This window comes from Christiangramia echinicola DSM 19838, assembly GCF_000423065.1.
In the GTDB taxonomy this organism is placed as follows: domain Bacteria; phylum Bacteroidota; class Bacteroidia; order Flavobacteriales; family Flavobacteriaceae; genus Christiangramia; species Christiangramia echinicola.
Genome location: NZ_AUHG01000010.1, coordinates 370,763 through 396,076, shown reverse-complemented (window position 1 = coordinate 396,076; position 25,314 = coordinate 370,763). Strand labels below are relative to the sequence as shown.

Below are 25,314 nucleotides of genomic sequence, written 5' to 3'. Positions count from 1 at the left end.
ACTTAAACTGATTCAAATTTAGCTATTAAGGTATTTAATGGAAATTTTTTCGTGTTATAAAATACTTAAAAGCAATGCTGATCTGAAACTCATTTTTATTTTAACTTTAAAGTTTCTTAATAATCGCTAATCCTAATAATACCGCCTTTTTTGGAAAACTCCTTTAATATTTATAACGCCTCTGCAGGCTCAGGTAAAACCTTCACTCTTGTAAAAGAATACCTTACCCTCCTATTTACCTCAAATAAAAAGGATCGTTATAAAAATATCCTTGCTATCACTTTTACTAATAAAGCCGTTGGAGAAATGAAGAAAAGGATCATAGATAGTCTTTCTGAATTTTCAAATCTTGATCCTGGCACAAAAAATAATGCTTTATTAAATATAATTTCTGAAGAAACCGGACTCTCTTCCACCGAAATTAAAAATCGCTCTTCAGAAATATTAAAAAGTATCATCCACAATTACGCTGCGTTCGAAATTTCGACCATCGATGGTTTTACGCATAGAGTCTTAAGGACGTTTGCCAGAGATCTGGGAATCCCTATGAATTTCGAAGTGGAATTAGGCGCAGAGGAAGTTCTTATGGAGGCTGTTGAAAGTTTAATAAGCAGGGCCGGGACAGATAAAAAGCTTACAAAAGTATTGATAGATTACACCTTATCTAAAACCGATGATGATAAAAGCTGGGATATAAGTCGTGATCTATTTAATATTTCAAGGCTCCTAATAAATGAGAACCACCAAAAGGCTATACAGGCTCTTAGAACCAAAGACCTTGAAGATTTTGAAAAATTTAGCAGGAAACTGCGTTCAGATATAAAGGTTTCAGAAGAAACCCTGAAAGCTTCTTCAGATTACTTCTTTGAACTAATCCAGAACAACGGAATTGAAGAAAAATGGTTTAGCCGTGGCTCTGTTCCAGGATATTTCAAAAAGATAAAGAAGGGAGATCAGAATATTAATTATAATACCAACTGGGCTGAAAATATTGGAGATGCACCATTATATAATAAATCTTTAGATGCTGCATATAAAAGTATCATGGATGGGCTTCAGCTTGAAATTGCAGAACTTTTCCTAACCACAAAACGAGCTTACTTTAACATCGAATTCTTTAATGAGGTAAAGAAAAATCTGGTTCAGCTTTCCTTATTAAATGAGATAAATAGAGAAGTTGAAGCGATAAAAAAGGATAGAAACCTCGTTTTGATTTCCGAATTCAACCCAAAAATAAGTGAACAGGTAAAAGATCAACCAGTACCTTTTATTTATGAGAGACTGGGAGAAAGGTATCAGCATTATTTTATTGATGAATTCCAGGACACTTCTACTATGCAATGGGAAAATTTGATCCCCTTGGTAGGTAACAGGCTGGATTCTGCAGAAGCTGGCGGACTTACTATTGTTGGTGACGCCAAACAAAGTATTTACAGGTGGCGTGGCGGAAGAGCCGAGCAATTGATCGACCTTAGCAATCTGAAAATACGACCTTTCCAGACGGAACAAAAGGTAGTGAATCTTCCAGATAATTTTAGAAGTGGTTCTGAGGTTGTGAATTTCAATAATAGTTTTTTTAAATATGCTGCTGCCTCACTCAATTACCCGGAATATTCCGATTTATTCAATAACTCTGCTCAAAACCCCAAAAAAGGAGATTTTGGATACGTGAATATAGAATTTGTTGAAGCTGATAAGCGCGAGGAAGAATTTGAGATCTATCCTCAAAAGATCCTGGATATAATTAAAAATCTTGATCTGAAAGGTTTCAATAGAAAAGATATATGCATCCTTACCAGAAGACGCAGTGAAGGAGTAGCAGTTGCAGAGTTCTTAAGTGAGCATTCGGTTTCAGTCGTTTCTTCAGAAACTCTCCTGTTATCTCAGTCACCCGAAGTAAGATTTATTGTAGATCTGCTCTATTTCTCTGTAAATCCACAGGATGACCAGTTAAAGCTTAGACTCTTCGATTACCTGGCAACCAGGTTTTTGCCAGAAGATCACGCTCACAGAGTTTTAGTAGAGAATTTAGAGAAAAACGGTAAAGCATTTTTTGATTGGATTCAGGAATATGAACTGGAGTTCGACATGAATGAGATTAAAAGGATGTCCCTATATGAATCTGTAGAATACATAATCAGGTCTTTTAACCTGGTGAAGGACTCTAATGCTTACATTCAGTTCTTCTTGGATTTTGTTTTTGAGACGGCTCAAAAAACCTCTAATGGGCTGAATGATTTTATTGAAAAATGGGAGCAGAAAAAAGATAAATTAAGTATTGTAGTTCCAGAAGCAGATAATGCGGTGCAGATAATGACCATTCATAAATCTAAAGGACTGGAATTCCCGGTGGTGATCTATCCTTTTGCAAATTCAGATCTGCAGGATACCCGTAACGATAATTTATGGCTGGATATTAATGATGAAAATATCCCTATAGCTTATGTAAGTGCTTCCCAAAAAATGTTGAACTGGAATGAAAATGCCGCAGATAAATTCAGAGACCTATTATTTAAAAATGAATTAGACACTTTAAATGTTCTATATGTGGCCTGTACCAGGGCAGCTCAACAGCTTTACATTCTTTCTAATTATAATGAGAAACCTAAAAAGTCAACGAATGTATCAGACTTACTAATAGATTATATTAAAGCAGCTGGGAAATGGGATGATACACTCAGCTTTGAGTTTGGTGATCCGGCTAAAGCTATTGAATCTAAAACTTCAGATAAATCAAGCATTGAACCTAAAAGGTATTATTCTTCTGCTACTCAGAATCAGGCGGTAAATATTGTAACGAGATCTGGATCCTTATGGGATTCACAGCAGCAGGAAGCGATAGAAAAGGGAGAAATAGTACATGAGATTCTAGCCAGGATCGATCATTCGGAAGAGGCAGATAGAGCTATGGACTGGGCGGTAAATAACGGCTTGATAACGGAAAGTTCAAAAGAAGAGATTTCAGCATTGATCAATTCAATAATAAACCATCCTGAATTAAACCAATTCTATTCCTCTAAAGTTAAAAATCTCAATGAAAAAGAACTTATAACTGAATCTGGTAAAAGACTTAGACCGGATAGATTAAATTTTGAGGAAAATAAAGTAAGTATTATAGATTATAAAACTGGGGGATTTGTAGACACCCATAAAATGCAGGTTTCAGAATATGCTAATGCGCTGCAGGATATGGGATATGTTATTGACAAATGTTTATTGATCTACACGAATAACCCAATTATCATTAAGAATGTATAAAAGAAGTTTAAATTTGTTGTTCAGATAAAATTGAAGTTTATAAGCTAAGCTTCGTTTTTAAATAATATAATTCGAAGAATTTAAAGACATATAGTATAAACAGTAGAAAAATAATTCAACTATGTACGGATCGATTAAAGAGCATTTAGAAAAGGAAATTGAAGGAATAAAGGAAGCAGGACTCTACAAAAGAGAAAGGATCATTACAAGTCCGCAGGATGCAGTGATCAAAATTGCCTCAGGCGAAGAAGTAATTAATTTTTGTGCAAACAATTATCTGGGACTTTCTTCCCATCCAGAAGTTATCCAGGCTGCTAAAGACACAATGGATTCACATGGATTTGGAATGTCTAGTGTTCGGTTTATTTGTGGTACACAGGATATTCATAAAGAGCTAGAACAAAAGATCTCTGACTTTTACGGAACTGAAGACACCATATTATATGCTGCCTGTTTTGATGCGAACGGTGGAATTTTTGAGCCGTTATTAACCAAAGAAGATGCGATCATTTCAGATTCACTTAATCATGCTTCTATCATTGATGGGGTTAGACTTTGTAAGGCTGCAAGATATCGCTACCAGAATGGCGATATGGCTGAGCTTGAAAGCAAACTAAAAGAATCAAATGATAACGGTGCACGCTATAAGCTTATCGTAACAGATGGTGTATTTTCAATGGATGGATTAGTTGCTCCATTAGATGAAATATGTGACCTGGCAGATAAGTATGATGCCATGGTGATGATAGATGAATGTCACGCTACAGGTTTTATTGGGGAAAAGGGAATAGGAACTCTAGAAGAAAAAGGCGTAATGGATAGAGTTGATATTATTACCGGTACTCTAGGTAAAGCATTAGGTGGTGCCATGGGTGGATATACAACTGCTAAAAAGGAGGTAATCGAGATTTTAAGACAAAGATCCAGACCATATTTATTCTCAAATTCTCTTGCCCCGGCTATCGTTGGAGCTTCTATCAAGGTTTTTGAAATGCTAAAGACAGATGACAGCCTTAGAAAGAAATTAAAGGAAAATACTGCATATTTCAAAAAGGGAATTAAGGATGCAGGTTTTGAAATAATAGATGGTGAAGCAGCCATTGTTCCTGTAATGCTACACGATGCTAAACTTTCACAGGATATGGCCGATAAATTACTGGAAGAGGGAATTTATGTTATAGGATTCTTTTACCCGGTAGTGCCAAAAGGAAAAGCAAGAATCCGCGTGCAACTCTCTGCGGCTCACGATAAAGAGCATTTAGATAAAGCAATTAATGCGTTTAAAAAGGTGGGAAAAGAACTAAAAGTAATTTAATACATAAATCAGCCTTTAAAAGCCGTTAATTTATTGTCAAAATAATTGATAATCAGATATTAAAATATCTAGAAAACGCTTGGAAACGCTCTGCAATTAAGAAAACTTTATTATTTTTACCTTTGTTAATATACATTAAGAATATACTTTTGTTCACAATTAACACTTAAAACTAAACAATTAAATATGAAACATCTTAGCAAAATTGTACTGGCCTCATTACTGATATTTGGCTTTACTTCGGTTAAGGCACAGGATGCTGACAACCCATGGGCAATTGGTATTGGTACCAATGCAGTTGATTTCTACCCTGTAGGTGAGGATGCTCCTCTAGGTGGTATGTTCGACGAATATTTCAATACTGGCGATCACTGGAATGTACTTCCTGCAGTATCAAAACTTTCTGTATCTCGTTATATCGGAGCAGGATTTGTTGGTGAACTAAGTGGTTCTATCAACCAGATTGAAAACTACGGAGACAGAAGCGTAGGTGACCTTGCATATTATGCTGTAGACCTTAGTGCAGACTATAGTCTAAGAGCTTTACTTAACGATGGATGGTTGGATCCAGTTGTTGGTATTGGTGGTGGTTACACATGGATAGGTGATCAGGATGGTCAGGATATCAACAATGCCGATGCTGCTACCTTAAATGGTAAGGTTGGATTGAACTTCTGGTTCTCAGACAATATCGCTCTTTCATTAGAGTCTAAGTACAAGCATGCTTTCGAACCTGAAAGCGCTAAGCATTTCCAACATGCTGCTGGAATTAAATTTATCTTCGGAGGTAAAGATACTGACGGGGATGGAGTTTATGATAAAAACGACGAGTGTCCAGAGACTCCAGGTCTAGAAGAATTTAACGGTTGTCCTGATACTGACGGTGACGGAATCGAAGATCGTCAGGATGCATGTCCAGAAGAAGCTGGTCTTGCTGAATTTGACGGATGTCCTGATACTGATGGTGACGGTGTTGCTGATCCTGATGATGACTGTCCTGAAGTTGCTGGTTTAGCTGAAATGAATGGTTGTCCAGATGCTGATGGTGACGGTGTAAGAGATGATGAAGATAACTGTCCAGAAGAAGCTGGTCCTGCTGAAAACGATGGATGCCCATGGGCTGATACTGACGGTGACGGAATCCTTGATAAGGATGATGACTGTCCAGAAGAAGCTGGTCCTGCTGCATCTAACGGATGTCCAGAACCTACTGCTGAGGTAATTTCTGAATTGAACGAATACTCTAAAACTGTATTATTCGATCTTAACAAAGCGACTATCAGAACAGAATCTGAAGAAGCTCTTCAGTCTATCGTTGACATCATGAATGAGTACTCTACTACTATCTTCCACGTTGAAGGACATACAGATAGTTCTGGTAGCGATGCTTACAACATGAAGCTTTCTAAAGAGCGTGCTGCTTCTGTAGCTACCTGGTTAGAAGAAAACGGTGTACCTTCTAAAAGATTAACTTCTGAAGGTTACGGTGAAACTCAACCAATTGCAACTAACAGTACTGCAAAAGGAAGACAGGATAACAGACGTGTTGAAATTTCTCTTGATAAAGACAGAGAGATGAAAGACAATTCTGAAGAAGAGGATAACAAGTAATATTTCCTTATAAATCATAAAAAAAACGCTCTGCATTGCAGGGCGTTTTTTTATTTTAGGCGTATGGAATCATTTATACGCGAAGTATTACAGAAACTAAAAACTTCTGATACTCCCCTTTCTGAAATCACCTTTATCCTTCCCAGTAAAAGAGCCGGTTCTTACTTAATAAAGGAACTTGCTGCAATTTCAGATAATACATTTTTCACCCCAACCATTTACAGCGTTGAAGAATTCACTGAGGTGATATCTGGCTTAGAACCAATAGACAACACCATCAGTCTTTTTGAATTTTACGATGTCTATAAGAACTTAACCCCACCGGAAGATACAGAAGACTTCGAAACCTTTATTACCTGGGCTCAAAGCCTCATTCAGGATTTCAATGAAATAGACAGGTATTTAATAGATCACAAACCGTTTTTCGATTATTTATCCGGGATCCAGGATCTCAAACATTGGTACCTACAGGATGAAAAAACAGATCTCATAAAGAGGTATCTTAAATTCTGGAAAAACCTCCCTGGGTATTATGAAGAACTTTCAAAAGTTTTAATAGCTAAAGGTCAGGGATATCAGGGCCTGGTTTATAGAAAAGCTTCAGAAAACATACACTCCTATATAGCACAAAATGATAGTAAACATGTTTTTATAGGTTTTAATGCCCTTAATTCATCTGAGCAACACATTATACAGGAGCTTCTCAAAGTGCAACATGCAGAGGTATACTGGGACATGGATGAGGTATTTTATAAAGATCCTTCTCATGCAGCCTCGCTTTTTTTACGCGACTATCTAAAAGATTGGGAATACTATCAGGATAATAGATATGAACAATTTTCCCATTATTACGCTAAGGAAAAGAATATAGAATTTATTGGAGTGCCTAAGAATATTGGACAGGCGAAATACGTGGGAGAAATTTTAACCGATCTTGGAAAAGATCAACTTGAAAATACAGCTATAGTTCTGGGAGAAGAAGAGCTGTTATTACCCGTACTTAATTCATTACCTCCAGAGATAGAAGAATTAAATATAACAATGGGATTTCCCATTAAGAATGCCCCTATTAGTTCCCTATTTGAAAGTCTCTTTCAAATACATATTAATAATACGGGCGACTATTATTACAAGGATGTGACCTCCATTCTTAATCATCCAACTTTAAATCCTTTACTTGATCCATATTCTGAAGCTCTCGTTACCAGGATAAATACTGAAAATCTTGTGTATCTTAAATATGAAACGATCCTTTCAGAATTTCCGGAAGCACAGAGAGCAATCATAAAAGCCTGCCTGGAACCAAAAAAGAATAATGTTTCCACTTTAATTAAGGATTTTCATCAACTTATCCAGTTATTGAAGAACCACTTAAAGAAAGAGGAGGATAAAATAGAATTAGAATTTTTATATCACTTTCATGTACTTTTCAACAAACTGGAAACTCTGAATGAAAAATATCCGCATTTAAAAACCATCAAATCTCTGTACAATTTCTACAAGGAGATCTTAACCACCGAAACATTAGATTTCCAGGGTAAACCTTTTAAGGGGCTTCAGTTAATGGGAATGCTGGAATCCAGAGCACTGGATTTTGAAACAGTAATTATAACCTCATTAAATGAAGGAGTTTTACCGGCTGGAAAGTCAGATAATTCCTTTATCCCTTACGATCTAAAACAGGAATATAAATTACCCACCTACCGGGAAAAGGATGCGGTATATACCTATCACTTTTACAGGTTGTTGCAAAGAGCTAAGAATGTCTATTTGCTTTATAATACAGAAGCTGAAGGACTTAACTCAGGCGAAAAAAGCAGATTCTTAACTCAGTTACAGATCGAAAAGCAGGCTGCACATCATCAAAAGAAAATTCTAATCAGCCCAAAAGTTCCCCAGGTAAAGAATGAACTTAAAGTGGTAAAGAAAACTCCGGAAATGCTGGAAAGAATAAAATCTCTGGCCTCTTCTGGATTTTCCCCTTCAGCCCTTACTACCTACATTAGAAATCCTCTGGATTTTTATCATCAGTATGTACTGGGAGTTAGGGATCAGGATGAAGTGGAAGAAACTGTTGCCTTTAATACTCTGGGTACTGTAGTGCATAACGCCCTGGAAAATCTTTATAAGAATTATGAAGGACAGCTAATAACAAAAGAAATCATCGAAAATTTCATAAAACAGGCAGATAAACAGATCGCTAAAGAGTTCTCTGAAACATACAGCAAGCTTCCCCTGGAGAAGGGTAAGAACCTGTTAATATTCGAAGTTGCTAAAAGGTATCTTCATAATTTCCTGAGATTCGAAATCAACAGATTAAAAACCGGTGAAGAAATCGAGATCGTACAGATAGAAAAAGATCTGAAAGTTGCGCTTCCTATAGAAAATTTGCCTTTTTCAGTTTATCTTCGCGGCAAGGTAGATCGATTTGAAAAATCAAACGGAATTCCTCGAATTATAGATTATAAGACCGGAAAAGTAGAGTCTAGAAATCTAACTGTAGAAGACTGGACTGAAATAACAAAAGATTATGATAATTACTCCAAAAGTTTTCAGGTTTTAACTTATGCGAGCTTGATTGCACTAGAGAAAGACCTTAAATTTCCCGCCGAAGCAGGAATAGTTTCTTTTAAAAATCTAAAATCAGGATTTTTGAAATTTGAGAAAAAAGAATCTGGTACAAGAAATAAGGATTCTATGATCACTGAAGAAACTTTAGACCTGTTTCAAATAGAATTAAAAAAATTAATAGTGGAGATCTGTAACCCGGAGATCCCATTTATAGAGAAAGAAATTAAGAAAAGTTATGGAAGTTTCTAAAGAATTGAATATTGTCTTAGAAGGGAAGCACGATAAGCCTATAGTGGCAGATCTTATCTTCAAAGATGATGGAAAACCTAAGCCAATTGTAATTTTTTGCCATGGCTATAAAGGGTTTAAAGACTGGGGTGCATGGGATAAGATGGGCGAAAGAATTGCTGAGCAAGGTTTCTTTTTCTTAAAATTCAACTTTAGTCACAATGGCACAGACCCCGAAAACCTTACAGAATTCCTGAATATCGAGGCTTTTGGTGATAATAATTATGTGAAAGAACTTGATGATCTACAATCTGTACTTGACTGGATCTTACTGCCAGATTTCAAATTCGCCACCCAGATTAAACCAGATGACATCAATCTAATTGGCCATTCCAGAGGTGGAGGAATAGTTACTATAAAGGCAGCTGAAGATAAAAGAATTACCAAACTAATTACCTTAGCTTCAGTTTCCGATTATGGTTCGCGTTTTCCGGAAGGCAAGAAACTCGAAACCTGGGAGAAAAAAGGTGTACAGTATATAGTTAATACAAGAACAGGAAGACAGTTACCTCATCATTACCAATTCTATAAAAACTTTAGGGAAAACAAGGAAAGGCTGAATATTAAAAGAGCGGCTAAGAAACTCCAAATTCCACATTTAATTGCTCACGGAAGTAGCGATACCAGTGTTTCTATTGGGGAAGCAGGAAATTTATTCGAATGGAGTCCTGCACCTAAATTGCTTCTTGTAGAAAATGCAGATCATGTGTTTGGAATAAGTCATCCCTGGAATGGAGAGGAACTTCCCAAAGAGTTCAACCATGTAATTACTAAAAGTATAGATTTCCTTAAAGCCGATTCCAAAGAATTATGGGACGAATATGGAGATTCTAATGACGATTAGAAATAAAAAAACCACTGAAATTCAGTGGTTTTTTTGTGGAGAATATCGGAGTCGAACCGATGACCTTTTGGCTGCCAGCCAAACGCTCTAGCCAGCTGAGCTAATCCCCCGACTGGGAGCAAATGTAGTAATTTTTCCGAAATATCGAAATGTTTATTTTTCTACTTTAAAATGATAAGAAAGGCTGAATTTAAAGACCTTCAGGAAATAAAATTGCTTACCGAAGCTAGCGCCCGGGCAATGATCCAGAAAGGAATATATCAATGGAATGAACATTATCCTTCTTTGCAAAAGCTGGAAAGGGATATTCAACTGCAAGAATTATATGTATTAGCAAAAGAGGATAAGATCCTGGGGATTATTGTCATCACTCCTACAAAAGATGAAGAATATATCCCTATAGATTGGCTAAGCAAAACAGAGAACAACCTTTATATACATAGGCTTGCCACTCATCCCGAGTATTGGGGGAAAGGATACGCCCAGAAATTGATGGATTTCGCCGAAGAGGTAGCCCGAGAAAATAATTATGAATCGGTAAGGCTGGACACCTTTAGTCAGAATTCCCGAAACCAGCAGTTTTATGAAAAAAGAGGTTATCGAAGACTTGGTGACATCTATTTCCCGAAACAAAGTGAACATCCATTTTATTGCTACGAATTGCTTTTTTAAACCTGCGCATTCTATATTTGTCCTTCAGCAAAGTCACCCTTGGATAATTCAGTAAGTTTTAGAAATATAAATAAGATCGCTATCCCTGCAATTATTGCGGGAATAGCAGAACCTCTTATATCCCTTACAGACATTGCAGTAATTGGAAATGTAGATAATAATTCTATTGAAGCCTTAGCTGCCGCCGGAATCGTAGGTTCATTTTTATCTGCGATCATCTGGATCGTAGCTCAGACAAAAACAGCTATTTCGGCGATAGTTTCCCAGCATCTGGGAGCTAACAGATTACATGCGGTCAAAACCCTGATCCCACAGGCCATATTTTTCAACTTCCTTTTTAGCCTGGTGATATATGCTACCACCGCATATTTCGCAAAAGCCATCTTTAGTGCTTATAATGCTGAAGGTCTCATTTTACAGTATTCTGAGGATTATTACCAGATTAGAGCCTTAGGTTATCCACTTACTTTGGTCACCTTTGCAATATTTGGGGTTTTTCGTGGGTTACAGAATACACTCTGGGCCATGAAATGTAGTTTAACTGGAGCTGCTGTGAATATTGTGCTGGATTACCTACTGGTTTATGGTGTAGATGAGTTAATCCCACCTATGCATTTAAAAGGCGCCGCATACGCCAGCCTTGCTGCTCAGGGAACTATGTTGATCATGGCAATGTGGTTCTTTTTTAAGAAAACTCCATTTCATTTAAAATTGAGCCTTAATATTAATCCCAGAATGAGAGGCCTTCTTATCATGGCAGCCAATCTATTTATACGAACCGCTGCCTTAAATTTCGCTATCTATCTCGCCAATGCTTACGCTACTGGTTATGGGAAAAATTATATTGCCGCGCAAAGTATCCTTATGAATATCTGGCTATTCTTTAGCTTTTTTATAGATGGCTATGCCAATGCTGGTAACGCTATTGGCGGAAAACTACTGGGTGCAATGGATTATAAAAATCTTTGGGAACTGAGTAAGAAGATCAGTAAATATGCTGTATTCATTGCCTTGATCCTTATGGGAATTTGTACCATTTTCTATACCCAGATAGGGCTACTATTTAATAAAGAAGCGAGTGTATTAGCCCTGTTTTCATCAGTATTCTGGATAGTTCTTTTAATGCAACCGGTAAATGCTATTGCATTTATGTTCGACGGAATATTCAAAGGACTTGGAGAAGCAAAGTATTTAAGAAATGTGCTCCTGGCAGCAACTTTTCTTGGCTTCACTCCTGCCCTGCTAATTTCAGACTATTTCGGGCTTGAACTTTACGGTATATGGATCGCCTTTTTTGTTTGGATGCTAATTAGAAGTAGCACCCTGGTCATTTATTTCCGAAGAAAATATCTCCAGAAGGAAGTTTAGATTCTGTTAAGTAAAGTTTCGGTTTTAAGCATTATCATTAACTTTGATAAAAACCTGAAATTTATGACTACCAGCCGCGAAAACGGAAGTTTATATACCAATATTGAAAATAAGATCGCAACTGTTGAATTTGGTCACCCGGCCAGTAATTCTTTCCCATCGGTACTTTTAGATCGCCTGGAAGCTGAGATCAATAAATTTTCAGAAAATAAGGAAGTAAATGTTATACTATTAAAATCTGAAGGTGAAAAAGCCTTTTGTGCCGGAGCTTCTTTCAATGAACTTATTGAAATAGATGATCTTGAGTCTGGGAAGAAATTCTTCTCGGGTTTTGCCAATGTGATCAATGCCATGCGAAGTTGTAATAAACTTATCGTAGGCCGAGTTCAGGGTAAAACCGTTGGCGGAGGCGTAGGTCTGGTCTCTGCCTGTGATTATGCAATGGCTACAGATGCCGCCGCGATAAAACTTTCTGAACTTAGTATTGGGATTGGTCCTTTTGTGATCGCCCCTGCGGTAGAGAGAAAAATGGGAGTCGGCGCACTTGCAGAACTTAGTCTGGCAGCTCATGAATGGAAAAATGCATATTGGGCCAAGGAAAAAGGTTTGTATGCTAAGGTTTTTGATTCTATAGAAGACCTGGATAAGGAAATAGAGCTTTTTACAGAAAAACTTGCTTCATATAATCCGGATGCATTAACCCAGATGAAAAAAACTCTATGGAAAAATACCGATCACTGGGCTCATTCTTTATATGAAAATGCGTCAGTATCTGGAGAATTAGTACTTTCAGACTTCACTAAGAATGCTTTGGCGAAATTCAAAAAGTAAAATATGTACTTAAAAAGCCTGATTATCGATTCCACCGGAGGTGAAATTCAAAAACTAGGTTATGATATTGGAGCTTTTATCGGGGATAATATCTTTCTTATTGCTGGCCTTTTGGTTGGGATCATTTTTGCTATTTTAATGCGGAAAAATTTAAAAGTAAAACCATGATGCAGGAACATCTACCAAAGGATAAAGACCCTAACGAAGCACAGGAATGGGGTTGGACAATTCAGGATTTCCTAACGGAAAACTTTTGGTATCTATTGGCGATATTAGCGCTTTTAGGACTATTCTATTTCGCCAGATATCGCTGGAATGTTAGAAATTCACGAAAACACAAGAATTAATGGATCAGGATACCTGGGAGTTTTTTAGTTTTTTAAGCGGAATGGGATTCTGGCTAATTTTAGCCCTGATCCTTATTGGAGTCTTTGTTTACAAGAAATTCAGAAAGTAAATTACCTGGTTTTTAACCAGCCCGTAATACTTAACCTGGGGACTTTTACCGGTTTCACCTCATGTTCCAGTTCCTGACTTTCAAAAATCACAACTCTTCCCGGCAATGGGTAAATATTGACCTGTTCTTCCAAACCATTAACATTGGTATAAATTACCAGTTCTCCACCATTCTCAGGCTTCCAGTCTTCATTATTCAAATAACAGACCATAGATAATTTCCTTCGGCCATCGTTTTGAAAGGTATCCAGATGTCTCTTATAGAAAGTACCTTCAGGATATAGAGCATAATGAAATTCTTTATGCAAAATTCCCATAAAACAGGTACGGTTTAAATAATCTACCAGGGAATTTATTTTTTGAAAATATACATTCTCTGCCGGCCCCGCATCAGCTTCATTGATCCAGAGAATAAAATCCCCACGTACAGATTTGGCGATCACCTCATTGGTACGATTACCAATTGCAGCTTTTTTAAAATTATCTTCCTCATATTTCTCCAGCAGAGTAGATCGCAAAAGATCAACCTCTTCGTGATTAAAAAAATCGTCGATCACACTGTATTTCTTTTCTAAAAGATCAGATATAATTCGCTCGTAAAGAGGATTTTCAATGAATTCTAACTGTTCAAACAGCTCCGGGGCGTTCGCGATCATTTGCTATAAAAATTTCGCAAATGTAAATTATAATTCAATTCGGCAATGTTAAAAATTCAACCTCAAAAATTCATTTATCTTTGCAGCAAAATCTGCTGAAATGAGCAATATTAGAATCACCAAACAATTTTCATTTGAAACCGGTCACGCCCTTTATGGTTACGACGGGAAATGCCGGAATGTACATGGTCACAGCTATAAATTGAGCGTAACCGTGATTGGCCAGCCTATTACAGATAATGATAATGTGAAGTTTGGGATGGTAATAGACTTTGGAGACCTTAAAAAGATCGTGAAATCTGAGATCGTAGATGTATTTGATCACGCCACGGTCTTCAACAAGAACACTCCGCATATAGAACTGGCTAAGGAGCTCAAGGATCGCGGTCATCATGTGATTCTCGTAGAGTATCAGCCTACCAGTGAGAATATGGTCATAGATTTCGCTGAAAAGATCAAGAAACACCTGCCTTCTCATATCAATTTGCATTCGTTAAAACTTCAGGAGACAGAGACTTCGTTTGCCGAGTGGTATGCGAGTGATAATGCTTAGGGCGCAACCCTCACGGGTCGGGCTATACGCTCATAGTCCCACTAGCTTGTCAGCTATCGGGAGCTAACCGCTGCTATCCCTTGCGCAAAATTCAGTGCACAGTTTTCTGATTCAGTAAGCAATTTTAAACCTTCAATTAAAATCATATAGCACTGAGCCTGTCGAAGTGCTGTTTCTAAATATTGAATTGAAGTAAAACTGTCATTTCGACGAATCTTAGCGAAGGAGAAATCTCTGGAATGATTCAAATTACAAGGAGATCTCTCCGTCTGGTCGAGATGACATATTAATAGAGTTATATTCCTTGAATTACCTCGACGTTCACAAGAACCATGAAACAAGTTCAGAATGACAAAATTTCGAAAAGAAAAATATCTAAAGAAAATTGTCATTTCGGTCAACGCGAGAAATCTCATATCTTTACCCCGAACAAATCATTTATGGACATCCCAAAAGGTAAAAAGATCTACTTTTCCAGCGATAATCATCTCGGCGCTCCTACCATGGAAGAAAGCCGCAAAAGAGAAGCTGTATTCGTAAAATGGCTGAATGAGATTAAAGAAGATGCTGCTGCGATATTTCTATTAGGTGATCTATTTGATTTCTGGTTCGAGTATAAACATGTGGTACCAAAAGGCTTTGTAAGAACTTTAGGGAAACTAGCTGAAATTAAGGATAGCGGAATCCCGGTTTATTTCTTTGTTGGGAATCATGACCTGTGGATGAACGATTATTTTGAAACAGAACTTAATATTCCTGTTTTTCATCAACCAGAAGAATTCCAGTTCAATAATAAAACCTTTTTTATTGGTCACGGGGATGGTCTTGGGCCCGGTGACGAAGGCTATAAGCGAATGAAAAAGGTTTTTACCAATCCGCTTTCAAAATGGCTTTATAGATGGCTACACCCAGATTTAGGAGTGCCTTTAGCACAGTATTTTTCAGTAAAAAATAAAATGATCTCGGGAGATGAAGATCAGAAGTTTCTGGGAGAAGATAAGGAATGGCTAATTCAGTATTGCAAAAGAAAACTGGAAACCAAACATTATGATTATTTCCTTTTTGGGCATCGTCATTTGCCTTTAGAAATAGAGCTCAACGACAAGTCTACCTATATAAATACCGGGGATTGGATTAGTCATTACACCTATGCAGAATTTGATGGTGAAAAATTGAGCCTGAAAAAGCTCGAATCTTAAACGCTTTCCCTGATATCCTTTAATTTCAGCTGAATTTTAGTGTTACCGTTCCACGTATTTTCATCAAGACTGTAAACGGCATCGAACTTTTTTCCCTGCTTTATAAGATCAAGTTTATCACCTAAATTAAACCCAATCACATCAAAGGTCATATTAGAACCGTCCTGCTTTACCTGGCACTTTAAATGGGTCTTGTCTTCACCAACACATTTGCCAAATCCAGTATCGGTTAAACCACGGCTCATAAATACCGGAGACATATTCCCCGGGCCAAAAGGCGCGAATTGCTTTAGAATGCGGTAGAATTTAGGGGTTATATCTTTTAAATAGATCTCTTCATCTATGCTGATCTCGGGAGTAAGCAGGTTACGATCTATAGTTTCAGAAACCACTTCTTCAAATTTCCTTTTGAAATTCAGATATTCAGATTCCAGTAAGGTTAAACCAGCCGCATATTTATGACCTCCAAATTGCTCGATATGTTCTTTACAACCTTCCAGGGCTTCATAGACATCAAACCCTTTTACAGAACGTGCTGAAGCAGCAAGTCTCTCTCCACTTTTAGTGAAAACAAGGGTTGGACGATACCAGGTTTCGGTGAGTCTTGAAGCAACAATCCCAATCACTCCTTTATGCCAGTTCTCATCATATACCACGGTGGTTAGTCGCTGCTCCTCTTTTTGTTCTATGATCTGTAGCTTTGCTTCCTCGGTTATAGATTTATCGGCAGTCCTTCTATCTGAATTATAAGCCTCAATTTCTTCAGCATACTTTTTAGAGATCTCTTCATCCTCTTCGGTTAAAAGATTTACCGCATGCAAACCATGTTTCATTCTTCCGGCCGCATTTATTCGCGGAGCAACGATAAAAACAACATCTGTTATACTAACATGCTGGCGGTCTCCAAGCAAACTCTTAATTCCTCTTCGTGGCGCCACATTTATCACATGCAATCCATGATAGGCAAGTATCCTGTTCTCACCGGTTATTGGCACTATATCTGCTCCAATGGCCGTTGCTACAAGGTCTAGATATGGCAGCAGGGTTTCTTCGGGTTCATTATTCTTTTGGGTGATCGCCTGTATCAACTTGAAACCTACTCCGCAACCACATAGTTCGTCATATGGGTACGTACAATCTTCTCTTTTAGGGTCTAATACCGCAACAGCATCAGGGATTTCGCTACCAGGACGGTGATGATCACAAATAATAAAATCCACCCCTTTTTCTTTAGCATAAGCTACTTTCTCTATAGCCTTAATACCACAATCCAGTGCTATGATCAGACTGATATCATTGTCTACCGCGTAGTCTATTCCTTTATAAGAAACCCCATAACCTTCTTCATACCTGTCTGGGATATAAGTAGTGACATTAGGATATCTGAAATTTAAAAATGAAGACATCAGGGCTACACTTGTAGTACCATCTACATCATAGTCTCCATAGACCATGATATTTTCCTCATTTTCCATAGCCAGCTCAATTCGCTCTACGGCCTTCCCCATATCTTTCATAAGGAAAGGATCGTGGAGTAATTTAAGATCTGGACGAAAGAATTTTTTAGCATCCTCAAAAGAAGTGATGCCTCTTTGAACAAGTAATTTTGCCACCGGAACTCCAATGCCTAATTTGTCTGCCAGTGAATCTACAGTAATAGGGTCAGGTTTGGGTTTTAAGGTCCAGCGCATAAAATTTTAAATTGATTGGTTGCCGAAATTAGCAAAAACAAGTTACAGCAATTTAATTCTTCAACTTAAAATTTCTGCAATTTTATCCTGTAGTTTCGGGACGGTTTTTTCTTCGAACCAGGGGTTCTTCATTCGCCAGAATCTATTTACTGGTGAAGGATGTGGTACTGGCCAGAATTCAGGGAGATATTCAGAATAATTATGAACCTTTTCAGTTAAATTAGTTTGTTTCCCCAGGTAATAGTTAGCGGCATACGAACCAATGATGATCTTTAATTTCACACTTCCCATTTCTTCCCAAACCTTATCATGCCATAGTGGTGCACATTCCTTTCTTGGAGGAAGATCACCGGTTTTCGCCTTTCCAGGATAGCAAAATCCCATGGGCAGAATGGCGAAATTATCTTCATTATAGAAAGTTGCATCGTCTACTCCCAGCCATTCTCTTAGTTTCTTGCCACTCTGATCGTTCCAGGCAATGCCAGATTCGTGAACTACTCTTCCCGGCGCCTGACTAATTAGTACAATTTTGGAATTTACATTGGCCTCTATAATTGGTCTCGCACCAAGAGGCAAGTGATCTGCACAAACTTTGCAATCTCTTATTTCACATAAAAGATCTTTCAAAATATCAGGATTTTCCTTCTACAATTACCACGATCTCCCCTTTTGGCGGACGATCTGTATAATGTTGTAGAACTTCAGTTGCAGTCCCGCGAATAGTTTCTTCATGCATTTTAGTGATCTCTCTGGAAACTGAAACCCTACGATCTTCTCCAAAATATTCAACGAAGTGACCTAGAGTTTTTATTAGTTTATGCGGAGATTCATAGAATATCATCGTTCTCGTTTCTTCAGCAAGAATTTTCAGCCTTGTTTGGCGACCTTTCTTAACCGGTAGAAATCCTTCAAAAACAAATTTATCATTTGGTAACCCACTATTTACAAGGGCCGGAACGAATGCCGTAGCCCCAGGCAAGCAGTCTACTTCTATCCCTGCCTCTACACAAGCCCGGGTCAGTAAAAATCCGGGATCTGAAATTGCCGGAGTACCGGCATCGCTTATTAAGGCAATAGTTTCACCTGCCTGAATCCTGGAAACAATTTGATCTACCGTTTTATGTTCATTGTGCATATGATGGCTATGCATCTGGGTATCAATTTCAAAATGCTTCAGTAATTTCCCGCTATTACGGGTATCCTCGGCCAGGATAAGATCGGCCTCCTTTAGAACCCTGATAGCCCTAAAAGTGATATCTTCCAGGTTTCCAATTGGAGTTGGAACCAGAAATAATTTTCCCATGAATTAAAATCTGCTAATTGTCGAATTTGTTTTCGATATGTGCCATAAAGCGCTCCTCGTATTCCTCTTTTCCTTCCCAGTGTTTGTAATCTGGTTTTACTACCAGTTCAATGAATTTTCGAGCTTCTTCAAGACTTGTAAAAGTATTAAGCTGAGAAAGCACTCTATTATAATCTGCTGTATTACCGTCGAAAAGGTGCTTGATATAAGCCAGGCGCTCATTTAACCCAATATTGATCCCTTTCTTTAAACGATCATTAAGAGATCTGGGCTTGTTCTTCTCTACGTGATTTACAGGTTCAAAATCAGGAAGATTATCATAATCTACCCCAATATTTCTAAAATCTTTTTTCTCCTGGCCTGGTTCTGATTTTTTCGGAGTTTCTGGAGCAGCATTAATACTATTCATTATATAGTCTACCTTCTCGGTTTCCGGAGGCATTTGTGCCACTATATCCTTGATCTTTTCAGTATTTGGCTCGGTGATAGCATCAGAATCTTCATTAAACTCTGTTCCGTCTGGATAGAATTCATCATATAAATTATTCTGTTTTGATGGTTCAGGTTTGGGAGCAGACTCAGCCTTTTGCTTAACCTGTGGCTCCTTGACCTGTGGTTCTTCTTCCAGATGTTTTTCAGTAAAAGCGAGTATGGTCAACTTTTCATAAAGATCTTTCGCCATTTTCTTAAGCTGACTGGCATCCATATTCCCCTTCTCTTTGAGGATCTTTTCGGCAATACGAGTCAAATCTGCTTCGATTTTCTTTTTCATCTGTTATTAATTTTTTATCCTATAGAGACTGAAGTTATAACCACTTATGTTTTCTAATATTGTGAAAAAATAAGCAGTATACATTTCATAACTTTAAGGATTACCCCTTTACCCGGGTTGTATTTTTAATAAATTTGTTCCACCTTTATGCGAATGAGGTAATTCCCCATTTCGATCTGAAAAATACAAAATGTTTCTCGAAAATACAGTAAATCACGAAGAGCAATTTGGCTGGATAGAAGTTATTTGCGGCTCTATGTTTTCCGGTAAAACCGAAGAGCTTATCCGTAGACTGAAACGTGCAAAATTTGCCAAACAGAACGTAGAGATCTTCAAACCGGCTATAGATACAAGATACGACGAAGAGATGGTCGTGTCTCACGATTCTAATGAAATTCGCTCTACCCCCGTTCCTTCAGCATCTAATATTAGAATTCTTGCAGATGGCTGCGACGTGGTAGGAATAGACGAAGCTCAATTCTTTGATGATGAGATCGTGACAGTTTGTAATGATCTTGCCAATCGTGGTGTTCGTGTGATCGTAGCAGGACTGGATATGGATTTTAAAGGAAATCCCTTTGGCCCGATGCCTAATTTAATGGCAACAGCAGAATATGTTACGAAAGTACATGCTGTTTGTACAAGAACCGGCAACCTGGCTCAATTTAGTTATAGAAAGGCTATCAACGATGACCTGGTATTCCTTGGTGAAAATGAAGAATACGAACCTTTGAGCCGTGCCGCTTATTACAAGGCCATGCTAAGAGAAAGAGTTAAAAAACTCGATGTAAGGGAACCTGAAGAATTAAAATCTAAACCGAAAGAAGAAAATGCCTGAAGCCAAAGAAACCGTCCTGGAAATAAATCTTGGGAATCTGGCGCATAACTATCGTTTTTTACGATCTAAAATAGATAAGGATGTAAAATTTCTTTCAGTGGTTAAGGCTCACGCTTATGGAAGTGATTCTGTAGTGATCGCCAGAAAACTGGAAGAATTAGGAACCGATTACTTTGCGGTTGCCTATGTTGAAGAAGGCATTAGATTACGCGAAAATGGTATCACAAAACCTATTCTTGTACTTCATCCTCAATTCACTCATTTTGAAGAGATCATTGAACACTGCCTGGAACCTAATCTATACAGTGAAAAGATTCTTTGTTCATTTATCGCTACCGCTGAAAAACTAAAGCAAAAGAATTATCCTGTTCATATTAAACTTAATACAGGCCTTAATCGACTTGGTTTTGATCAGCCTGAAATTAAAACAGTAAAAGAGCTCATAAAAAATACTCCAACTGTAAAAGTCGCTTCTATATTCTCTCATCTTGCCGCAAGTGAAGACTGGCAGGAAAGAGATTTTACGGTTGGGCAAATAGACCTTTTCAGGAAAATGACCTGGGAACTAATAGAAGACCTTGAGTATGAACCTTTGCTCCATATTTGTAATACCTCAGGGGTTTTAAACTACCCAAAAGCCGCATTCAGTATGGTTAGAACCGGGATCGGGCTTTATGGATATGGAAATGACAGGAATATTGATCCTGAATTGAAACCCGTAGGTACCTTAAAAACGATCATCTCACAGATTAGAAAACTCAATAAAGGAGCTACTGTTGGCTACAACAGGGTTTTTAAAGTGGAAAAACCTACAAAGGTCGCCACGCTTCCCCTGGGCCACGCCGATGGGATCAACCGAATATACGGAAAGCAAAAAGCCGGAGTCTTTGTAAATGGCAAATACGCTCCAATTGTGGGGAATGTATGTATGGACATTATTATGATCGATGTAACCGATATTGATTGTGAAGAAGGTGATGAAGTAGTTGTTTTTGGCGGACCTCAACAACATCCGGTAGATTTTGCAAAGGCAGGAGGCACGATCTCATATGAGCTCATAACCGGTGTACAGCGTAGAGTTACAAGGAAAGTGATCCCAGAATAAAACGATTAAGCACTATTTGTTTTTTTTATATAAATTAGAGCTCAACTAACTTCTAATACTATAATATGGGCTTTTTAAAAGATTTTAAGACTTTTCTATTCCAAAAGGATATTGTAATGCTGGCCACGGCGGTGGTAATTGGTGCTGCATTCAACAAGATCGTAACTTCTGTAGTGAATGACGTAATTATGCCGCTTATTGGTGTTTTTACTGGTGGCATAGATTTTACCCAAAAATTCATTTCCCTTGATGGAAGAGCATATGAATCTCTGGATGCGGCCAAAGAAGCCGAAGCTGCTGTTATTACATACGGTAATCTTATTCAGGCAATTATCTATTTTATAATCATTGGCTTTTTTATATTTCTGGTTTTAAGATCTTATGAGAAAACTAAGAAAAAGGAGAACGTAGAAGAAGCTCCAGCTCCAAAAGGACCTACACAAGAAGAAATTCTTTTAGAGATAAGAGACGAATTGAGAAAACAAAATCCATAACAACGTACGCTTACCGCTACACTACTTATTTTAATAATCAAACCCCGATGCAAGTCGGGGTCTTTTTTTAACAAAAAGTACAAATGCGTATAAAATTAAATAATACCTTTATTTTTTAAGGTTGTACTCTTTAAGGTTTAGACACAACTAATACCTTTGCAATCAAATTTTTAAAATCACTGTATAATATGAGAATAGCAGTAGTTGGAGCCACAGGAATGGTAGGAAGTGTAATGTTGAAAGTACTGGAAGAAAGGAATTTTCCATTAAGTGAATTGATTCCGGTAGCATCAGAAAAGTCTGTGGGAAAAAAGATCAAATTTGGAGAAAAAGAATATGCTGTTGTGAATCTTGAAACTGCTGTTTCCATGAAACCGGAGATCGCATTATTTTCAGCGGGAGGAGATACTTCGTTAGAGTGGGCACCGAAATTTGCAGCAGCCGGAACTACGGTTATAGATAATTCTTCAGCATGGAGAATGAATCCCAAACATAAACTGGTGATCCCCGAGATCAATGCCAATCTTCTAACTTCTGAAGACAGGATCATCGCCAATCCTAATTGTTCTACTATTCAGCTTTTAATGGCCTTAAAGCCGCTTCACGATGCTTTCAGTATTAAAAGAGTGGTAGTCTCAACATACCAGTCTATCACTGGAACAGGAGTTAAGGCGGTAAGACAGCTGGAAAATGAATATTCCGGCGATAAAGGAGAAATGGCTTATCCATATCCTATCCATAAGAATGCCTTACCACATTGTGATGTATTTCAGGAGAATGGTTATACTAAAGAGGAGATGAAGCTTACCAATGAGACTAAAAAGATCCTTGGGGATGATTCAGTAAATGTAACAGCAACAGCAATTAGAATTCCTGTTGTGGGAGGACATTCAGAATCTGTAAATATCGAGTTCAATAAAGAATTTGAAGAAGGCGATGTGAGAAAGCTGTTAAGTGATTTCCCTGGAATTACTGTTCAGGATAATCCAGCTGTAAACACCTATCCAATGCCTATTTATGCTGAAGGGAAAGATGATGTGTTCGTTGGTAGAATTAGAAGAGATCATTCTCAGCCAAATACTTTGAATATGTGGATCGTGGCAGATAACCTTAGAAAAGGCGCCGCAACAAACGCTATACAAATTGCCGAATATCTTATTGAAAATAAGCTTGCATAGAATTTTCAAATAAGACCATAGATTTAAATGCCTGAAGGGATGTAACTTTCAGGCATTTTTTATACTTATTTTATACTAAATCGAAACTATTTTTATGAAAAAAATACTTACTATCGTTCTTGCAGCAGGTTTATTCACAGCCTGCAACGATGACACTAAAAAAACTGAAGATACCGCCTTGAATTATCCTGAAACAAAAAAAGTAGATACCGTAACAGACTATTTTGGTACAAAGGTTAAAGACCCTTACCGTTGGCTTGAAGATGACCGTAGTGAGGAAACCGAGAATTGGGTTGCCGCAGAAAATAAAGTAACCTTCAACTACCTGGAAAACATTCCTTACCGGAGTAAATTAAAGGAAAGACTCACCCAGCTTTGGGATTATGAGAAACTAAGCGCACCGTTTACAGAAGGAGATTATATCTATTTCTTTAAAAATGACGGTTTACAGAATCAAAGTGTGATGTACCGTAAAAAAGGGGAAGATGGAGAGGCTGAAATTTTCCTTGATCCTAATAAATTTAGCGAAGATGGCACCACTTCACTTGGCGGATTAAGTTTCTCCAAAGACGGGAAAAAATTCGCTTATGCAATCTCTGAAGGAGGAAGTGACTGGAGAAAGATCATTGTCATGAATGCTGAAACCAATGAGATGATAGGTGACACTATTAAAGACGTCAAGTTCAGCGGAATGTCCTGGAAAGGAAATGACGGTTTTTATTATTCCAGCTATGATAAGCCTGACGGAAGTGAACTTTCTGCAAAAACAGATCAGCATAAATTATACTACCATAAATTAGGAACAGCACAATCTGAAGATAAAGTGATCTTTGGAGATAGTGAGGACCAGAAGCATAGATATGTTGGTGGAGGAGTTTCAGAAGACGATCGTTTTTTAACTATTTCCGCCAGAAATTCAACTTCGGGTGGAAAATTATTCCTGATGGATCTTTCAAAGAAAAATCCTGAGCTCGTAACTATCCTGGACCATGAGGACTCAGACACTTATATGATTAAAAATGAGGGGGGCAAATTATTTATTGTCACCAACCTGGATGCACCAAATAAGAAAGTCGTTAGTGTAGACGCCTCAAACCCAACTCCTGAAAACTGGAAAGATTTTATTCCTGAAACTGAGAATGTATTAAGCCCTTCTACCGGTGGTGGTTATTTTTTTGCAGAATATATGGTAGACGCAATCTCTAAAGTGAAGCAATATGATTCTAATGGAAAATTAGTTCGTGATGTAGAACTCCCGGGAATTGGTTCTGCAGGTGGATTTGGAGCTAAAGAAGAGGAAGAAGTACTCTACTATTCTTTCACAAACTATGTTACGCCGGGAACTATTTATAAATACAATATTGAAGAAGGAACTTCTGAAGTTTACAACAAACCTAAGATCGACTTTAACCCTGAAGATTACGAAAGTGAGCAGGTGTTCTTTAATTCAAAGGACGGGACAAAAGTTCCAATGATCATTACCTATAAAAAAGGTACTGAGATGAATGGTAAGAACCCTACGATCCTTTATGGATACGGCGGATTCAATATTAGCCTAACTCCTGGATTTAGCACGGCAATGAGCGTATGGTTAGAACAGGGAGGTGTTTATGCGGTACCAAACCTTCGTGGAGGTGGTGAATATGGTAAAAAATGGCATAATGCAGGTATAAAGCTTAAAAAGCAAAATGTATTTGATGATTTTATCGCTGCTGCAGAATACCTTATAGAAAATAAGTATACTTCCAGCGAACGTCTTGCAGTTAGAGGTGGTTCTAACGGTGGCCTTTTAGTAGGAGCTGCAATGACGCAGCGTCCAGAGCTTATGAAAGTTGCTTTACCAGCTGTTGGTGTGATGGATATGTTAAGATATCATACGTTCACTGCAGGAGCAGGTTGGGCTTATGATTACGGTACAGCTGAAGATAACAAGGAAATGTTCAATTATCTATATGGATATTCTCCGGTTCACAATGTAAAAGAAGGTGTTGAGTATCCTGCAACTATGGTAACCACAGGAGATCATGATGATCGTGTAGTACCGGCACATTCCTTTAAATTCGCTGCAGAATTACAGGAAAAACAAGCTGGAAAGAATCCGGTTTTGATAAGGATTGAAACTAAAGCTGGTCACGGAGCAGGGAAACCAACCGGTATGATCATAGAAGAATATGCAGATATTTTCGGTTTCACCCTTTATAATATGGGCTACGAAAAACTTCCTAATGATCTTGGTAAAAAACTGAAAGGTTAAGGGAAATTCAATATTAAGTTTAAAGCGCGGATTATGTTCCGCGCTTTTTTTGTTTTA

22 protein-coding genes and 1 tRNA gene are annotated in these 25,314 nt (G+C 37.8%); 17 read left to right on the top strand and 6 right to left on the bottom strand.

Annotated elements, in window-relative coordinates; all coding sequences use genetic code 11:
* Window positions 1–150 precede the first annotated feature (150 nt).
* From G530_RS0102230 to G530_RS0102210, 5 genes are all read left to right on the top strand, one after another.
* The gene (locus G530_RS0102230) at window positions 151–3,258 is read left to right on the top strand and encodes a UvrD-helicase domain-containing protein (RefSeq protein ID WP_026932976.1); all 3,108 of its coding nucleotides are present in this window, start codon (window positions 151–153) and stop codon (window positions 3,256–3,258) included.
* Between the two features lie 121 nt (window positions 3,259–3,379).
* Window positions 3,380–4,573, top strand: a complete 1,194-nt coding sequence (gene kbl, locus G530_RS0102225) for a glycine C-acetyltransferase (protein ID WP_026932975.1) — start codon at window positions 3,380–3,382, stop codon at window positions 4,571–4,573.
* A gap of 186 nt (window positions 4,574–4,759) precedes the next feature.
* Window positions 4,760–6,184, top strand: coding sequence for an OmpA family protein (locus tag G530_RS0102220; protein WP_026932974.1), 1,425 nt, complete (start codon window positions 4,760–4,762; stop codon window positions 6,182–6,184).
* A 63-nt stretch (window positions 6,185–6,247) separates the two neighbouring features.
* Window positions 6,248–9,004: a PD-(D/E)XK nuclease family protein gene (locus G530_RS0102215; RefSeq protein ID WP_026932973.1), complete on the top strand. Its 2,757-nt coding sequence runs from the start codon at window positions 6,248–6,250 to the stop codon at window positions 9,002–9,004.
* A complete protein-coding gene (locus G530_RS0102210; protein ID WP_026932972.1) occupies window positions 8,991–9,887 on the top strand; it encodes an alpha/beta hydrolase family protein in 897 nt (298 codons plus the stop codon). Before G530_RS0102215 ends, G530_RS0102210 begins: the two co-directional genes overlap by 14 nt.
* Window positions 9,888–9,923: 36 nt before the next feature.
* Here G530_RS0102210 and G530_RS0102205 read toward each other — a convergent pair.
* Window positions 9,924–9,997: transfer RNA gene (locus tag G530_RS0102205), tRNA-Ala, on the bottom strand.
* 61 nt (window positions 9,998–10,058) lie between these two features.
* Here G530_RS0102205 and G530_RS0102200 point away from each other — a divergent pair.
* The 5 genes from G530_RS0102200 to G530_RS0102180 all read left to right on the top strand — a co-directional run bounded on the left by G530_RS0102200 (window position 10,059) and on the right by G530_RS0102180 (window position 13,105).
* Window positions 10,059–10,559: a GNAT family N-acetyltransferase gene (locus tag G530_RS0102200; protein WP_026932971.1), complete on the top strand. Its 501-nt coding sequence runs from the start codon at window positions 10,059–10,061 to the stop codon at window positions 10,557–10,559.
* Between the two features lie 39 nt (window positions 10,560–10,598).
* Window positions 10,599–11,927: an MATE family efflux transporter gene (locus G530_RS0102195; RefSeq protein ID WP_026932970.1), complete on the top strand. Its 1,329-nt coding sequence runs from the start codon at window positions 10,599–10,601 to the stop codon at window positions 11,925–11,927.
* A gap of 63 nt (window positions 11,928–11,990) precedes the next feature.
* Window positions 11,991–12,758 (top strand): enoyl-CoA hydratase/isomerase family protein, encoded by a 768-nt coding sequence (locus G530_RS0102190; protein WP_026932969.1) that lies wholly within the window; start codon window positions 11,991–11,993, stop codon window positions 12,756–12,758.
* 3 nt (window positions 12,759–12,761) lie between these two features.
* Window positions 12,762–12,926, top strand: a complete 165-nt coding sequence (locus tag G530_RS17585) for a hypothetical protein (RefSeq protein ID WP_156888584.1) — start codon at window positions 12,762–12,764, stop codon at window positions 12,924–12,926.
* Window positions 12,923–13,105, top strand: a complete 183-nt coding sequence (locus tag G530_RS0102180; protein WP_026932968.1) for a hypothetical protein — start codon at window positions 12,923–12,925, stop codon at window positions 13,103–13,105. The genes G530_RS17585 and G530_RS0102180 overlap by 4 nt, the downstream gene beginning before the upstream one ends.
* A gap of 111 nt (window positions 13,106–13,216) precedes the next feature.
* Here G530_RS0102180 and G530_RS0102170 read toward each other — a convergent pair whose 3' ends face one another.
* Window positions 13,217–13,870, bottom strand: coding sequence for a 2OG-Fe(II) oxygenase (locus tag G530_RS0102170; protein WP_026932967.1), 654 nt, complete (start codon window positions 13,868–13,870; stop codon window positions 13,217–13,219).
* Between the two features lie 100 nt (window positions 13,871–13,970).
* On the opposite strand from G530_RS0102170, the gene G530_RS0102165 reads away from it, so the two are divergent.
* Window positions 13,971–14,423, top strand: a complete 453-nt coding sequence (locus tag G530_RS0102165; protein ID WP_026932966.1) for a 6-pyruvoyl trahydropterin synthase family protein — start codon at window positions 13,971–13,973, stop codon at window positions 14,421–14,423.
* Between the two features lie 440 nt (window positions 14,424–14,863).
* The gene (locus G530_RS0102155; protein WP_026932965.1) at window positions 14,864–15,622 is read left to right on the top strand and encodes a UDP-2,3-diacylglucosamine diphosphatase; all 759 of its coding nucleotides are present in this window, start codon (window positions 14,864–14,866) and stop codon (window positions 15,620–15,622) included.
* Here G530_RS0102155 and recJ read toward each other — a convergent pair.
* From recJ to G530_RS0102135, 4 genes are read right to left on the bottom strand one after another with little or no spacing between them, the layout of a single operon-like run.
* Window positions 15,619–17,313 carry a single-stranded-DNA-specific exonuclease RecJ gene (gene recJ / locus G530_RS0102150; protein ID WP_026932964.1) on the bottom strand — a complete coding sequence of 565 codons (1,695 nt, stop codon included), beginning with the start codon at window positions 17,311–17,313 and terminating at the stop codon, window positions 15,619–15,621. The genes G530_RS0102155 and recJ overlap by 4 nt on opposite strands.
* Before the next feature lie 60 nt (window positions 17,314–17,373).
* On the bottom strand, window positions 17,374–17,940 hold the full coding sequence (locus G530_RS0102145) for a uracil-DNA glycosylase family protein (RefSeq protein WP_026932963.1): 567 nt from the start codon (window positions 17,938–17,940) through the stop codon (window positions 17,374–17,376).
* 4 nt (window positions 17,941–17,944) lie between these two features.
* Window positions 17,945–18,616 carry a 16S rRNA (cytidine(1402)-2'-O)-methyltransferase gene (gene rsmI, locus G530_RS0102140; RefSeq protein WP_026932962.1) on the bottom strand — a complete coding sequence of 224 codons (672 nt, stop codon included), beginning with the start codon at window positions 18,614–18,616 and terminating at the stop codon, window positions 17,945–17,947.
* Between the two features lie 13 nt (window positions 18,617–18,629).
* On the bottom strand, window positions 18,630–19,388 hold the full coding sequence (locus G530_RS0102135; RefSeq protein ID WP_026932961.1) for a hypothetical protein: 759 nt from the start codon (window positions 19,386–19,388) through the stop codon (window positions 18,630–18,632).
* 190 nt (window positions 19,389–19,578) lie between these two features.
* Here G530_RS0102135 and G530_RS0102130 point away from each other — a divergent pair, with 190 nt between their 5' ends.
* The 5 genes from G530_RS0102130 (at window position 19,579) to G530_RS0102110 (ending at window position 25,257) form a co-directional block, all read left to right on the top strand.
* A complete protein-coding gene (locus G530_RS0102130; RefSeq protein WP_026932960.1) occupies window positions 19,579–20,226 on the top strand; it encodes a thymidine kinase in 648 nt (215 codons plus the stop codon).
* On the top strand, window positions 20,219–21,331 hold the full coding sequence (gene alr, locus G530_RS0102125; RefSeq protein ID WP_026932959.1) for an alanine racemase: 1,113 nt from the start codon (window positions 20,219–20,221) through the stop codon (window positions 21,329–21,331). Before G530_RS0102130 ends, alr begins: the two co-directional genes overlap by 8 nt.
* A 65-nt stretch (window positions 21,332–21,396) precedes the next feature.
* Complete coding sequence (mscL, locus tag G530_RS0102120; protein WP_026932958.1) at window positions 21,397–21,825, top strand: large conductance mechanosensitive channel protein MscL; 429 nt, start codon at window positions 21,397–21,399, stop codon at window positions 21,823–21,825.
* Between the two features lie 188 nt (window positions 21,826–22,013).
* Entirely contained in the window at window positions 22,014–23,003 is a 990-nt protein-coding gene (locus G530_RS0102115; protein ID WP_026932957.1) for an aspartate-semialdehyde dehydrogenase, read from the top strand.
* Window positions 23,004–23,097: 94 nt separating this feature from the next.
* The gene (locus tag G530_RS0102110; RefSeq protein WP_026932956.1) at window positions 23,098–25,257 is read left to right on the top strand and encodes a prolyl oligopeptidase family serine peptidase; all 2,160 of its coding nucleotides are present in this window, start codon (window positions 23,098–23,100) and stop codon (window positions 25,255–25,257) included.
* Window positions 25,258–25,314: the final 57 nt, after the last annotated feature.

What these genes read in the sequence shown, in the direction of transcription:
- G530_RS0102200 (WP_026932971.1), top strand. Translation starts at nt 10,059, where the DNA reads ATGATAAGAAAGGCTGAATTTAAAGACCTTCAGGAAATAAAATTGCTT.
- G530_RS17585 (WP_156888584.1), top strand. Translation starts at nt 12,762, where the DNA reads ATGTACTTAAAAAGCCTGATTATCGATTCCACCGGAGGTGAAATTCAA.
- G530_RS0102220 (WP_026932974.1), top strand. Translation starts at nt 4,760, where the DNA reads ATGAAACATCTTAGCAAAATTGTACTGGCCTCATTACTGATATTTGGC.
- G530_RS0102115 (WP_026932957.1), top strand. Translation starts at nt 22,014, where the DNA reads ATGAGAATAGCAGTAGTTGGAGCCACAGGAATGGTAGGAAGTGTAATG.
- G530_RS0102170 (WP_026932967.1), bottom strand. Translation starts at nt 13,870, where the DNA reads ATGATCGCGAACGCCCCGGAGCTGTTTGAACAGTTAGAATTCATTGAA.
- G530_RS0102155 (WP_026932965.1), top strand. Translation starts at nt 14,864, where the DNA reads ATGGACATCCCAAAAGGTAAAAAGATCTACTTTTCCAGCGATAATCAT.
- recJ (WP_026932964.1), bottom strand. Translation starts at nt 17,313, where the DNA reads ATGCGCTGGACCTTAAAACCCAAACCTGACCCTATTACTGTAGATTCA.
- G530_RS0102210 (WP_026932972.1), top strand. Translation starts at nt 8,991, where the DNA reads ATGGAAGTTTCTAAAGAATTGAATATTGTCTTAGAAGGGAAGCACGAT.
- G530_RS0102190 (WP_026932969.1), top strand. Translation starts at nt 11,991, where the DNA reads ATGACTACCAGCCGCGAAAACGGAAGTTTATATACCAATATTGAAAAT.
- kbl (WP_026932975.1), top strand. Translation starts at nt 3,380, where the DNA reads ATGTACGGATCGATTAAAGAGCATTTAGAAAAGGAAATTGAAGGAATA.
- rsmI (WP_026932962.1), bottom strand. Translation starts at nt 18,616, where the DNA reads ATGGGAAAATTATTTCTGGTTCCAACTCCAATTGGAAACCTGGAAGAT.
- G530_RS0102135 (WP_026932961.1), bottom strand. Translation starts at nt 19,388, where the DNA reads ATGAAAAAGAAAATCGAAGCAGATTTGACTCGTATTGCCGAAAAGATC.
- G530_RS0102165 (WP_026932966.1), top strand. Translation starts at nt 13,971, where the DNA reads ATGAGCAATATTAGAATCACCAAACAATTTTCATTTGAAACCGGTCAC.
- G530_RS0102110 (WP_026932956.1), top strand. Translation starts at nt 23,098, where the DNA reads ATGAAAAAAATACTTACTATCGTTCTTGCAGCAGGTTTATTCACAGCC.
- G530_RS0102130 (WP_026932960.1), top strand. Translation starts at nt 19,579, where the DNA reads ATGTTTCTCGAAAATACAGTAAATCACGAAGAGCAATTTGGCTGGATA.
- alr (WP_026932959.1), top strand. Translation starts at nt 20,219, where the DNA reads ATGCCTGAAGCCAAAGAAACCGTCCTGGAAATAAATCTTGGGAATCTG.
- G530_RS0102180 (WP_026932968.1), top strand. Translation starts at nt 12,923, where the DNA reads ATGATGCAGGAACATCTACCAAAGGATAAAGACCCTAACGAAGCACAG.
- mscL (WP_026932958.1), top strand. Translation starts at nt 21,397, where the DNA reads ATGGGCTTTTTAAAAGATTTTAAGACTTTTCTATTCCAAAAGGATATT.
- G530_RS0102215 (WP_026932973.1), top strand. Translation starts at nt 6,248, where the DNA reads ATGGAATCATTTATACGCGAAGTATTACAGAAACTAAAAACTTCTGAT.